The sequence below is a fragment of the Aequorivita vitellina genome, assembly GCF_022008365.1.
GTDB classification, from domain to species: domain Bacteria; phylum Bacteroidota; class Bacteroidia; order Flavobacteriales; family Flavobacteriaceae; genus Aequorivita; species Aequorivita vitellina.
In genome coordinates this window covers 1-12,442 of the sequence record NZ_JAIRBA010000034.1, presented here as the reverse complement: position 1 = coordinate 12,442, position 12,442 = coordinate 1, and the positions used below count along the sequence as shown (strand labels likewise).

Here is a 12,442-nt window from a genome sequence, read left to right as displayed (position 1 = left end):
CTAATGAGGATGTTTTAATCTCATTTACATAAAATAGCTTAATAAATCTTTTAAGCGATACCGTATTATGCAAAAACGTATTTTAATACCCACAGATTATTCAAAAAATGCATTTAACGCCATCGTATATGCTTTTAAACTTTTTGAAAACGAGGCTTGTGTTTTTCATATTTTTCATTCCTACTTTTTATCGCGTTCGGCCCAAGGCAATTTACTTTTTCCCGAACCAGAACCCCATGAGTATGATGAGGCGGCCAGAGCATCTGGAGAAAGTATGATTCGATTAAAAAACAAAGTAGAACAATTTGCAGACAACCCAAAACACACCCTTTATTTCGACCATAAATTTGGAACCCTTATTGAATTGTTAAAGGAAAAAGTGTTGCAGGAAAACATAAACCTTATAGTTATGGGAACCCGCGGTATTACTGACGATATTAAAGTAGCATACGGCAGAAATTCGGTAAACGTAATGGAAAATATTGGAGCTTGCGCTGTGCTCGCGGTTCCTGCAAATGTATTGTACAAGCAAATAAACGAAATTGTTTTCCCCAGTAATTTTAAAAGTCATTTTAATACCCGCGAAATAGATATTTTCGTAAAGATAGCCCAATTGGAAAAATCGCCAATCCGAATTTTACATATCGGAAAAGAAGCCAATCTTTCTGAAAAACAAAGAAATAACCGAAAAGAGATTGAAGGCTATTTTGAAGGATTAGAATATACCTATCACTGGTTGGAGGATACAGGGGTGAAGGAAGGTGTCTTGTCTTTTGTGGACGAACGAAACAGTGGAATGATAGCTTTTGTAAACAGAAAGCATTGGTTTTTTGGAAGTATTTTTTCAAACCCCTTAGTTAAAAGTCTCGGCATTCATTCCAAAGTACCAATTTTTGCACTTCACGATTCTAGAAATTAATCTTAAAATAAAATGGTTGAGATTGTAAAATATTCCGGAGAACGGGTAAAGTTTTCAATTGATAAGCTGAAAAATTCCCTTCGGAAAAGTGGCGCGCAGGAAAATGTGGTTAACCAAATTGCCAATAGTGTTCGCGATGAGTTGTACCAAGGTATTTCAACCAAAGAAATTTACAATCGTGCCTTTGCGCTTCTTAAAAAGAAGAAGAAAGGTTTTGCTTCTAAATACAAGTTAAAAAAAGCAATCTACGAGTTGGGACCAACCGGTTTTCCTTTTGAAAAATTTATAGGCGCTTTGTTGTTTTACAGTGGGTACAAGGTGCAAACCGGTCAGTTTTTAAACGGAAAATGTGTAACCCACGAAGTAGATGTTGTTGCCCACAAACTTGAAGAATATATTGTAGCTGAATGTAAATTTCACAGCGATGAAGGCAGAAATTGCAATGTAAAAGTGCCGCTGTATATTCATTCCCGTTATCGCGATATTCTCAATTTTTACGGTGAAAATACAAGTATTGAAAAACCTAACGAAGGCTGGGTAGTTACAAATACACGTTTTACCGAAGATGCTTTAAAATATGGCAAATGTGCAGGCCTTTACCTTTTAAGTTGGGATTTTCCAAAGGATAACGGCCTTAAAGATCGCATCGATAGACTGGGACTTTATCCTGTAACCGTTTCCACATTGCTCAGTCAGCGCGAAAAGCAGTTTCTACTCAGCCGCGATGTTGTGCTTTGTAAACAATTGATAAACGATGATTTCTACCTCGATCATTTAGCAATTTCTGAAAACAGGAAGGCCCGTATTCTAGAGGAAATAAAAATTTTGTGCCAAAAGAAGTAATTATGCAAAACGTAAAAGTCCATTTCCTCGGAGCCGCCGGAACCGTAACAGGTTCCAAATTCTTGATTGAAACTACGGAGCAGAATATTTTGATTGACTGTGGCATGTTTCAAGGTTTAAAGAAACTTCGCGAAAAAAACTGGGAACAACTGCCTATTGATGTTTCGGCAATTGACGTGGTTTTATTAACCCATGGGCATTTGGATCATACAGGCTATTTGCCACGCTTGGTAAAAAATGGGTATCGCGGAAAGATTATCGGCACGGCACCAACACTTGCAATTGCCGAAATAATATTGCTGGACAGCGCTAAAATTCACGAGGAAGAAGCCGAAAAAGCCAATAAAGAAGGTTATTCCAAACACAAACCCGCCCAGCCGTTTTATAGTTTACAAGAAGCTGAGGTGACCTTAGGATTTTTTCAATCTGAAGAAAGAGACAAGTGGATTGAACTTTCAGAAAATATAAAATATCGGTTTCGATATAACGGGCATATTATTGGGGCCACTTTTATTGAACTGAAAATATTTGGAAAAACTTTTGTGTTTTCGGGGGATATTGGCAGAGAGCACGACTTGTTGCTTTTTCCACCCGAAAAACCTGAACACGCAGATTATTTCTTTATGGAAAGTACGTACGGCGACAAACTTCACCCAGAGGAAAGTGTTTCAGAAAAATTAGTAGAACTCATCAATAAAACCATTCACAATCGCGGTAATTTAATAATTCCGTCCTTTGCGGTGGAACGATTGCAAACGTTGATGTTTTTACTTTGGAAATTGTACAACGAAAACCGAATCCCGAATATTCCAATTTTTATAGACAGCCCGATGGGCAATAACGTGCTTTCGGTATTTCAGAATTTCCCCGATTGGCATAAAATACCAATGAAGGAATTTAACGCGATGAATAACCGGATGAATATTATTGCTTCTTATAAAGAAACTTGGGAAACTATCGATAATCCGCAACCAAAAGTGGTTATTGCCGGCAGTGGAATGGTGACTGGCGGAAGGGTTTTGACCTATTTAAAACAGATGATAGACAAAACCAATACAACGGTTTTAATGGTTGGCTACCAGGCTGAAGGTACTCGTGGCCGCCAAATGCTGGAAGGTGCGCAGGAACTTAAATTCTTCGGAAAACAGCATCCAGTAAAAGCTGAAATAGATCATATTGAAAGTCTTTCGGCACATGCAGACCAGCGGGGACTTTTAGATTGGACCAGCAATATTAAAAACATTCCGGAGGAAATATTTCTTATTCACGGAGAGGCTGAAGCACAGCATGCTTTACGGCTAAAACTTCAGGAAACTTATGGATGGCAAGTAAGTATTCCTAAACTTTTCAGTGTTAAAGAGGTTTTAGTTTAGTAATTTTTGACTTCGCACTTTTGAACTCGTATTTACGTTCCGCAAATTTTCAAGCTACATTTTTCTTTCTTTACCTATATATTATATTTTAAAATAGCGAAAGCATTTTTTTATATAAAAACCGCTAATATCCAATTTAGAAACATTCTATATTTAATCGTTTCTTCTTCACGTGAAATGCGGTAATGCAGTGTTAATAGGAGCTGCCGAATGTAAGAAAAATCGCGAAATATCCTTCCTCTAAATATGGTACGAATACCTGTTTTTACTGACATTCGTCATAATTTAAGGGGTGTGTAAGATTTATCTTTATATCAAATTAAAAAGGTAGATTATGAAAACTCCAAAACAATTAAAACTCGTATTTGTAAGCCTCATGGTGATGGCTTTTTCTACACAAATTTCTGTGGCACAAACATATCAATTGAACAATGTTTCTTCCACATTAACCGTAGATGGAACTTCAAATATTCACGATTGGCAGATTACTGCAGAGAACCAAAAAGGCAAGATTTCAGTGGAATTTGAAAACGGACAACTCATTAAAATACAGCAGTTAGATTTCACCGTAATTGCCGAAAGTTTAAAAAGTGGAAAAGGTTCCATGGACAAGAACACTTATAAAGCTTTAAATACAGGAAAACACAAGCAGATTGTTTTTAAGCTAACTAAGGTGCAGCGTATAAACTGTACAGCCAGTAATAGCTGTAAAGTGGCTGTAACGGGCAATCTAACAATTGCTGGCACCACCAAACCAATAGACCTCACTTTTGAACTGAAGAATGGCAATTCAGGAATAACTCTTTCGGGAAGTAAAACAATTAAAATGACCGATTTTGGAGTAGATCCGCCAACGGCAATGTTTGGAACTATTACAACGGGCGATGCGCTCGACATCAAATTTGAATCAAATTTTAAAAAATAATTTAATAATAAATCTAACCCCAGTTTAAAACTAATAATATGAAAAAAGCAATTAATTATTTCAGCACGGTATTACTGATACTGTTTGGATTTCAGGCGCTCGCGCAGGAAAATGAAGCTCGCGATTTAGATAATTTTAGATATCGAGACCAACGCGGAATTGAACAATTTGAAGCCAAAAAAGATACAGCAACTTCGTTTGACGGGGTGAAAGTACGCATAGGTGGGGCATTTGCAATTCAATTTCAAGCCATCGATCACGAAAGCACGGGTACACCTGTAAATTCTGATGGCGACCCAGTTTCATTGATTGAAATAGGTAGTAATTTCAACTTACCTACTGCAAACCTTGACCTTGATGTGCAATTGTACGATGGTGTTTCTATGCATTTAAGAACTTACCTGTCTTCACGTCACCACCCAGAACCGTATGTTAAGGGAGGGTATATTCAAATTGACAAACTAGATTTTGTAAGTGAAGGTTTTATGGAAGATTTGATGCAAAATGTTAGAATCAAGATTGGTCATATGGAAAATAACTATGGTGATGCACATTTTAGAAGGACTGATAATGCCTTAGCAATTTACAACCCATTTGTTGGAAACCTTATAATGGACGCTTTTACCACAGAAGTAGGTGCAGAGGTATATTACTTTAAAAGTGGCTTTATTGGTATGTTAGGTGTAACCAACGGAAAATTGAACCAAGGCGTTGATAACCCTAAAAAAACAGATCCATCTATTGTTGCTAAACTAGGGTATGACGATTATATAAATGATGATTTAAGACTTAGACTCACAGGGTCTGTTTACCACACCAATAAAAGTGCAAACGCCTATTTATACAGCGCAGATAGAGCCGGATCAAGATATTATTTTGTAATGGAAGAAGAAGGAGCTAGTGCTAAAGGTAATTTTACTTCAGGTAGATTCAATCCTGGATTGCGAAATGAACTTACAGCATTTATGATAAATCCATTTGTGAAATACCAAGGACTTGAATTCTTCGGAACTTATGAAATGGCTAAAGGTAAGGCTGATGCAGAGCTTGAAACTAGAACTTTCAACCAGTATGCTGCCGAACTTATTTACCGCTTCGGAAATAACGAAAACTTATATGTAGGTGGACGTTACAATCTAGTTGATGGCGAAATGGCCGGTGGAACAGAAGTAGATATTACTAGATTTAACCTTGCTGCCGGTTGGTTTATGACTAAGAATATTATGGCTAAATTAGAATATACAAACCAAAAATACGACGGCTTCCTAGCTTCGGATATCAGAAATGGAGGTAAGTTTGACGGGGTTGTATTTGAAGCTGTAATTAGTTTCTAAACTGCTAAACCAATAAAACAAAGGTGGAGGAACTAAAATTTCTCCACCTTTATAAATTACAGAATTATGAATCGTTTTGGACTATATTGCTTGGTTTTTATGTTCAGCCTTAATGGTTGGGCACAGAACGATTTTATTACAAAATCCATTGAAATCCTTGCTGGTAGCGAACTTTCAATTAAAGGAGATACCAACATTAGCGAGTTTGGTTGTGAATTCAATACCTATTATTTGGAGGAATGTAGAGAGGTGGTTTATAAGCGAATCGGGAATAATATTCATTTTAAAAATGCTGTTCTTTCTTTAAAAAACAAAGGTTTTAATTGTGGTCATAAAATTATTAATAAAGATTTTCATGCCCTGCTCAACACCAAAGAGTATCCAAATATTACCTTAGAATTAAACGAAATTACCTTTAATAAAAGTAATGAAAAAGTAGCGCACGTTCTAATTACAATTGCAGGAACGCAAAAGGAATACACTTTTCCGATAGATGTAATTTCTTCATCTTTAAATCGTTTTGTTGGGAAGCTGAAATTAAATATTAATGATTTTAATTTGGAACCTCCAAAAAAAATGTTCGGTTTAATTGTGATAAAAGATGAAATTGAAATAGATTTCAACCTAGTAGCCAGGCTATAATTTTGGAAGACGGCAACAAGAAAATACTCTTTAGAACTTGCGATTGCAATACGATTTTTTAGTCTAGATTAAACCTTTGTAGTATAAAAAAACATACAAAACAATGCTCTGTTCAAACCACTTTATGTACTTTTAAAACGCATCAATGTATGGTTGGCTCCGTGTCTATATAGCGTTCATGCTATTTCTATGTACTGTTAAGCCTAGTCTAATGCTACTCTAGTGCTACCTTTTCCCTACTCAAAGGCTACTATAAGCCTAGTATCATGTATATATGTTAAAATTAGCTGCGTTTCTAAAATATGACAATAACCAAAAAATTCAGTTTTCATTTTATCGCCCAAAAATTACTATTTTTCCGCAATAACAGATGCACTTATTTTTCCATTTTGCAAAGAATAAAAGAATTCAGTAGTTATATAAAAAACCAATACTTATCACTTGACTTATAGCTTGAATTGATATTTTGTGTGGGCATACAAAACACGCTTGGGTAGTTTATTATTGTTATTCGAAAGCATTAGCTCGCTTAAAACCGTTTAAGCAAATTCCACCACCCCATTAATAAGTGAATAAACAATTGCACTTGCCAACCCAATTAAAAAGATAATAACCGAAATATAAAGAAGCCGCTGTTTACGGGCGATACTTTTTCCCAGAAAATAAAGATCGGCTATCATTTCGTCATAGATGCTTTGTCCTTTCATCATGATTCGTTCAAATTCTACTTTAAATTCAGAAAGAGATAATTTCGCAAAATTTTCGGCATACAGTGTCCCTTTATATCCGCTCTGTTTATAGGCCGATCCAAAATACCGATAAGGCAACATACTAAACAGTGCAAAAATCATGGAAAGCATACTGCAGACGATTAATATTCGCACGCCGACATCTAAGGGTGCTGTTTCTGATTTTGGGGCCACAAACAGCAACCCTAAGAGCAGCGAGGTGATGATTGAGTTAACCGTGAGTACTATTCTGGCCTTATTGTCCACCATTTTTAACAGATTGTAATGGTTTCGGGAAAGAGTTTTAAATAAAGTTTGTACGCCCCGGGAATCGTACTTCTTCAATTTTTCAGATTTGTCGTCTTTATTAATTTCTTCTTCCATAGGACTGTTAAATTATAAATTACAAAGTTTTTTAATTTCATTTAAAACTCTCTTTTTCCTCACAGGCGATATTCCTAATTTATCCAATAAAAAGGACGACTCGAAAAGTTCTTTGGTGAGGATAATATTCTTTTCAATTAGAAGGTGTTTTTCGTGTTTGGTCAAGGTTGTTAATGTGGTGATGGGGTAGAGGGCAAACTTATCTACGTTTTGTTTTATTCCGTTGTTTTCGGGATAATCCCAACTCAATAATTGAAGTCCCACGCATTGCGAATAGTCAATGGCATCTTTAGAAAAACGCGTGTTGGTTACCAACCAACCTTGTTTTAAATGCGATGTTTTCGCAGCGTCGCTGTTCCAGCGTTTTTGAATATCGAGAAAGCGGGAGTTTATGTATAACGGGACTTTCACATTGCTCACGGCTTTTGGGTCTGAATGGAATTTACATTCAACCGCATACGTATTGCCGTCTTTTTCGGCAAGAACATCAACTTCGTGGGTAACACATTCACCTTGAAGTGAAATGCCCACTTGCGTAGCGTACCCGTGATGTTTTAGCAGTGCACCAATCAATCGCTCAAAAGGAAAACCAGTTGGCCCAAGATCTAAAATTGCCCGTTTCAAACTGTATTTTGAAGCTGATATTCTATTGCGTTTTTTTAATAGTGAAAAAGCTTTTTTATAGATTTCTTTGGAAGGAATGCCGTCGTAAAGCGTTGGCATTATGTTTTCTACAATTTCGTCTATTTCACTTTCGGAAGCTTTGCTTCTTCTAAGTGAAGTTTTAAGCTTTTCAACCTTAAACTCTTCAATATCTCCATTGAATTTTTTAATCGATATGATTTTATGTTTCATATAATTTCCACTTAAATTTAAAACCGCAAAATTTCTGTCATTAGCCCAAAACGAATAATATCCAGTTGATGTCTAAAGTAAATATTATAATAATCTAAACCGTGGTAATACTTGACAAAGAAGCCAATATCCTCCAAAAATTTGGGATGGTAATAAAATGTAAAAGCGCCGCTGAAACGTTTACTGTCAAAGGTTTTCAAATCATTTATTTCATCTAACATCCAAGTGGTTTCAATTTTCACTGAAAAATTAGCCTTTCTTTTTTTACTGAAAAAATTTCGGTCCAAAGGAAGCTTGTAAGCAAAAAACGAATTGTGCCATCTAAGTCCGCTGTACTGTCCCTGCATCTCCTTTAGCATCCAACTTTTGGGATGGATTTCCAAAGAACTTTTAAAAAATTTCACTGCATTTACTTGCGCGCCGTATGAGGTATCTATAAATCCTATTTCAAGAAAATTAGTGGCGAAGTTTCCCGATTGCAAATTGATGGAACCATCACCATTGTAAAAATCGCCATCCTGCCCGTTGGAATGATGAGCAATTCTTCCAAATAAAGTGGTGTGATGTGCCATTTCGGGATAACCGAATAAATAATACAGGGAAAGCTGCGGAATATAGCTGGGCGTTTTTACGGGGTATGAATCCGCGTTAAACATTCTAATGGTAATTTGTGGCGTTAGCACCATCATCATTCTGGAATCTGCACGTTTTCTGACCACAAAATTTGGGTTGAGGTTAGCCTCAAACATAAGCGGCTCAATATTGCCGATGTCTGTAGGAAATGTTATATAGCTGTCACTCTGATTTATGTGGGCGATTTGAGCAAGGTAAAGTCGTGGCAGGGTATCGATTTGCTGGGCAAAACTGCTAGTTATCCACAAGAAAAATGTTACTATGTGGAATAAACGGATCATGTTTTTTTATTTGTAGTTCTATAAATAAGCCCCGCAATTATTAGGGTAAACGCAATCCGGAACGCCATGGCACCAATAGTTTTGCTTTCATAAAGCCCACCAGCGTGAATGTGAATATAAAATGCGGCGAATGCAAAAAGCAGAAAGAGAGCTGCCGAAAGCATTAACCAAAAAGCCCAACTTTTCGATTTTAAAAAACCATAAGCTGCAACTAAATAAACAATACCCATTGTTAGGTTTGTTTTCACAATAAATGGCACAAAGTTTCCCTCTTTAGCACGAATACCAAACCAATCAAACAGGACAGAACTACTCATAAACACAGTCAGTAAAGCAAAGGCAGTTAACACAAATGCGACAACGATTTTCAATATTTTATTTTTTTTCATGACTTAACCCTTTAAAATTTTCTTCGGTTTTCCCCATACCACCACTTTGGGTTGTATTGCTCTTTAACCAATCCAAATCTTTTAATGGCGTGAATTTTTATGTGCTCTACTACTTCTTCTGCGGAATCGGTCACGAAGATTAAATCCATATCCTCGGGGCTGATGCTTTCTTGTTTAACCATTAATTCAATGTGTTCAATCAATTCCTTGTGATATGTTTTATCGAAAATAACAATTGGAAAATGCTGAATTATCTTAGTCTGTATCAATGTAATGGCTTCAAAAAGTTCATCCAAAGTGCCCATTCCACCGGGCATTACCACAAATGCGTAGGAGTATTTCATCAACAGGAATTTGCGCACAAAGAAATATGGAATGTCAATCCACTTGTGCAAATATGGGTTTGGTTTTTGCTCAAAAGGAAGAATAATATTTACGCCCACAGAATAACCACCAGCTTCGTAAGCTCCTTTGTTGGCGACTTCCATAATGCCGGGACCGCCTCCGGTCATAATAGTAAACCCTAATTTTGAAAGTTCGGCGCCAATCTTTTCAGCATTTCTATAGTGTTCGGAATCTGGGGTAAACCTAGCGGAGCCGTAAACCGTTACACAGGACCCAATAAAATGCATTTTCCGAAACCCTTTTATAAAATTGTACTGCACTTTAAATGTAAACCATAGCTCCTTTAACCGGGAACGCGGCCCTTTTAAAAATGGAGATTCGGTATTCTGCAAATGATATTTAGGGGTGTTTTCCATTAGTTTACTTTTTTATAACTCCAAACGGCCAAACCATTCATTATAACAGCATACAGCAAAGTTTTAAGCAGTTGTGATAAGATATCCATAATTCCCGACCCTTTCAACAATAACATTCGCACAACCTCTACAAAGTACTTTATTGGGTTAAATTCAGTAATTAGCTGCGCCCATTTTGGCATGCTTTCTATTGGCGTGAACAAGCCGCTCATTAAAATAAAAATCACGACAAAAAACCAAGCGATAAACATGGCTTGCTGTTGGGTATCGGTAAAATTTGAAATAAGCAGGCCCATCCCGAGGATTACTAAAATATAAATAGAAGTGTAGGCGTATAGTAGAATTAAACTGCCTAGCATGGGCGTATTGAAAATTACTTTTGCGAGTATCAGACCAATGGTCAACAGCCCCATTCCAATTACCCAAAAGGGAAAAAGCTTCCCGATAATAAACTGACTTTTGCGAATGGGCGTTACATTAATCTGTTCTAAAGTGCCTATTTCTTTTTCGCGGACAATGTTCATACCCGAAAGAAAAAGGGTAATCATAGTTACTAATAAAACCAAAATTCCCGGCACCATAAAGGTTTTATAATCCAATGTCGTGTTGTACCAAAAAGATGGAATTGCCTCAATAGTCACGGGTTGTTCAGCTTTTTTTGAAATATCCATAATAGACATTTTCACATCTTTGTTAAAACCTTGCACAATCTGATTTACATAACCACTCGTTACCCCTGCAGCCGCGCCGTCAATGGCATTAATGGTGATGGACAAATCGGTGGTTTTTTCCTTTACTAGATTTCGTTCAAAATTATTTGGTATTTCCAGCACCACGTCAACTTCTCCTGTTAGCATTGCAGAACTGGCAATTTCTTGCGAATGAAAATCGGTTAATACATTAAAAAAAGTTGAAGCGTTAAATTTCTCAACCAATGCACGGGATGATGAGGTATGATCGTAATCTATATATGCAACCTTTATGTTTTTTACTTCATAAGTGGCCGCGTTTGAGAGTATAACCAGTTGCAAAATTGGCAGAATAAATATAATAGGCAACATTCCTTTATTTCTAAAGATTTGTTTGAATTCCTTCTGTATGATGTAGCCAATGGTCTTCATTATTCCAATCGTATTTTATACTTTTTCACACTTAAACCAATAAAGAAAATGGTCATTCCAACGAGGATTAAAGTTTCCTTCCAGATATAAACCATTCCAACTCCTTTCAACATGATGCCTTTAATAATGATGATAAACCATTTTGCAGGAATTATGTTACTAATTATTTGAAGCACCACAGGCATACTCGATATTGGGAATATAAAACCAGAAAGTAATATCACGGGGAGCATCAAACCCATCAGTGAAATCATCATTGCAGCTTGTTGCGTTTCTGCAATAGTTGAGATTAAAATCCCCAATGCTAGTGAAGTGATTATGAACAAAACACTTTCCGCACCCAACAAAAACAAACTGCCCTGAACCGGCATTTTAAATATGAAAATGCTCAGAAGTACTATTACTGCAGCATTTATGACAGATAGAAAAATATACGGAACCACTTTTCCGATAATGACTTGAAAAGGTTTTAAAGGTGAAACAAGAAGGATTTCCATTGTGCCCAATTCCTTTTCGCGAGTGATGGAAATTGAAGTCATCATAGCGGAAACCAGCATTAAAATAATAGTCATCACCCCGGGAACGAACATAAAAACGCTTTTGAGTTCCGGGTTATAAACCATCCGCGTTTGTGGGATTATTTGATAGTCAATTTGAATTGCTTGGTTTTTATATTGCTGATAATTTTGAAGTATTGCGTTGATATAATTGGTTATCGAATTTGCTGTATTTGGGTCGGTAGCGTCAGTTATTATTTGAATGTTAGCTTTCTGTTCTTTGATTAAATTGTTGCTAAAATCTTTTTCAAAATTTAATACGGCTTTTATTTTTCCTTTTTGGAAAGCGGTTTCTATATCCGCTTCCCGAGCAATCATTTGATTTATTGTGAAGTATTTTGACGCTGAAATCTTATTGATAATTTCTTCGGTTGTAGCATCTTTTGAGTGATCTAAAATGGCGATATCTACATTGTTTATTTCATTGGTAATGGCAAATCCGAAAAGCAATATTTGGGCAATAGGCATGCCAAATAGTATAAACAACGACCGCTTATCCCGAAAGATGTGGTAGAATTCCTTTTTTATAAAACCTATAAATCGTTTCATGTTTTGTTTGCTTCCCGCGGATCACACAGATTATCGCGGATTTTGTATTGTTCTTTTCTGCGCAAATCACCGAAATCTGCGGGAGATCCTTTTCATTTTTTAGTTTCCCGCGGATTGCGCAGATTATCGCAGATTCTCTATTTGTTTT

Annotated in this window: 13 protein-coding genes; 6 read left to right on the top strand and 7 right to left on the bottom strand. The window is 36.4% G+C overall.

Going from position 1 to position 12,442, the window contains the following annotated elements; all coding sequences use genetic code 11:
- Positions 1-67 precede the first annotated feature (67 nt).
- The 6 genes from K8089_RS14020 to K8089_RS13995 all read left to right on the top strand — a co-directional run bounded on the left by K8089_RS14020 (position 68) and on the right by K8089_RS13995 (position 6,036).
- Positions 68-919, top strand: a complete 852-nt coding sequence (locus tag K8089_RS14020) for a universal stress protein (RefSeq protein ID WP_237603929.1) — start codon at positions 68-70, stop codon at positions 917-919.
- 12 nt (positions 920-931) lie between these two features.
- Entirely contained in the window at positions 932-1,762 is an 831-nt protein-coding gene (locus tag K8089_RS14015; RefSeq protein WP_237603928.1) for an ATP cone domain-containing protein, read from the top strand.
- A gap of 2 nt (positions 1,763-1,764) precedes the next feature.
- Positions 1,765-3,135, top strand: a complete 1,371-nt coding sequence (locus tag K8089_RS14010) for an MBL fold metallo-hydrolase RNA specificity domain-containing protein (protein WP_237603927.1) — start codon at positions 1,765-1,767, stop codon at positions 3,133-3,135.
- A gap of 334 nt (positions 3,136-3,469) precedes the next feature.
- A complete protein-coding gene (locus K8089_RS14005) occupies positions 3,470-4,060 on the top strand; it encodes a YceI family protein (protein ID WP_237603926.1) in 591 nt (196 codons plus the stop codon).
- Between the two features lie 38 nt (positions 4,061-4,098).
- Positions 4,099-5,394 (top strand): hypothetical protein, encoded by a 1,296-nt coding sequence (locus K8089_RS14000; protein WP_237603925.1) that lies wholly within the window; start codon positions 4,099-4,101, stop codon positions 5,392-5,394.
- A 66-nt stretch (positions 5,395-5,460) separates the two neighbouring features.
- Positions 5,461-6,036, top strand: a complete 576-nt coding sequence (locus K8089_RS13995) for a YceI family protein (protein ID WP_237603924.1) — start codon at positions 5,461-5,463, stop codon at positions 6,034-6,036.
- Between the two features lie 539 nt (positions 6,037-6,575).
- Here the strand turns inward: K8089_RS13995 and K8089_RS13990 are convergent.
- From K8089_RS13990 to K8089_RS13960, 7 genes are read right to left on the bottom strand one after another with little or no spacing between them, the layout of a single operon-like run.
- On the bottom strand, positions 6,576-7,148 hold the full coding sequence (locus tag K8089_RS13990; protein WP_237603923.1) for a Pycsar system effector family protein: 573 nt from the start codon (positions 7,146-7,148) through the stop codon (positions 6,576-6,578).
- A 12-nt stretch (positions 7,149-7,160) separates the two neighbouring features.
- Complete coding sequence (locus K8089_RS13985; protein ID WP_237603922.1) at positions 7,161-8,003, bottom strand: restriction endonuclease; 843 nt, start codon at positions 8,001-8,003, stop codon at positions 7,161-7,163.
- A 17-nt stretch (positions 8,004-8,020) separates the two neighbouring features.
- Entirely contained in the window at positions 8,021-8,917 is an 897-nt protein-coding gene (locus K8089_RS13980; protein WP_237603921.1) for a hypothetical protein, read from the bottom strand.
- Positions 8,914-9,306 (bottom strand): hypothetical protein, encoded by a 393-nt coding sequence (locus K8089_RS13975; protein WP_237603920.1) that lies wholly within the window; start codon positions 9,304-9,306, stop codon positions 8,914-8,916. The genes K8089_RS13980 and K8089_RS13975 overlap by 4 nt, the downstream gene beginning before the upstream one ends.
- 11 nt (positions 9,307-9,317) lie before the next feature.
- Complete coding sequence (locus K8089_RS13970) at positions 9,318-10,067, bottom strand: LOG family protein (RefSeq protein WP_237603919.1); 750 nt, start codon at positions 10,065-10,067, stop codon at positions 9,318-9,320.
- Positions 10,067-11,188 carry an ABC transporter permease gene (locus K8089_RS13965; protein WP_237603918.1) on the bottom strand — a complete coding sequence of 374 codons (1,122 nt, stop codon included), beginning with the start codon at positions 11,186-11,188 and terminating at the stop codon, positions 10,067-10,069. The genes K8089_RS13970 and K8089_RS13965 overlap by 1 nt, the downstream gene beginning before the upstream one ends.
- Positions 11,188-12,294, bottom strand: coding sequence for an ABC transporter permease (locus K8089_RS13960; RefSeq protein ID WP_237603917.1), 1,107 nt, complete (start codon positions 12,292-12,294; stop codon positions 11,188-11,190). Before K8089_RS13960 ends, K8089_RS13965 begins: the two co-directional genes overlap by 1 nt.
- Positions 12,295-12,442: the final 148 nt, after the last annotated feature.

Coding starts and splice junctions, on each gene's coding strand:
- K8089_RS13965 (WP_237603918.1), bottom strand. CDS start 11,188: ATGAAGACCATTGGCTACATCATACAGAAGGAATTCAAACAAATCTTT.
- K8089_RS13980 (WP_237603921.1), bottom strand. CDS start 8,917: ATGATCCGTTTATTCCACATAGTAACATTTTTCTTGTGGATAACTAGC.
- K8089_RS14005 (WP_237603926.1), top strand. CDS start 3,470: ATGAAAACTCCAAAACAATTAAAACTCGTATTTGTAAGCCTCATGGTG.
- K8089_RS14010 (WP_237603927.1), top strand. CDS start 1,765: ATGCAAAACGTAAAAGTCCATTTCCTCGGAGCCGCCGGAACCGTAACA.
- K8089_RS13985 (WP_237603922.1), bottom strand. CDS start 8,003: ATGAAACATAAAATCATATCGATTAAAAAATTCAATGGAGATATTGAA.
- K8089_RS13990 (WP_237603923.1), bottom strand. CDS start 7,148: ATGGAAGAAGAAATTAATAAAGACGACAAATCTGAAAAATTGAAGAAG.
- K8089_RS14015 (WP_237603928.1), top strand. CDS start 932: ATGGTTGAGATTGTAAAATATTCCGGAGAACGGGTAAAGTTTTCAATT.
- K8089_RS14000 (WP_237603925.1), top strand. CDS start 4,099: ATGAAAAAAGCAATTAATTATTTCAGCACGGTATTACTGATACTGTTT.
- K8089_RS13975 (WP_237603920.1), bottom strand. CDS start 9,306: ATGAAAAAAAATAAAATATTGAAAATCGTTGTCGCATTTGTGTTAACT.
- K8089_RS13995 (WP_237603924.1), top strand. CDS start 5,461: ATGAATCGTTTTGGACTATATTGCTTGGTTTTTATGTTCAGCCTTAAT.
- K8089_RS14020 (WP_237603929.1), top strand. CDS start 68: ATGCAAAAACGTATTTTAATACCCACAGATTATTCAAAAAATGCATTT.
- K8089_RS13960 (WP_237603917.1), bottom strand. CDS start 12,294: ATGAAACGATTTATAGGTTTTATAAAAAAGGAATTCTACCACATCTTT.
- K8089_RS13970 (WP_237603919.1), bottom strand. CDS start 10,067: ATGGAAAACACCCCTAAATATCATTTGCAGAATACCGAATCTCCATTT.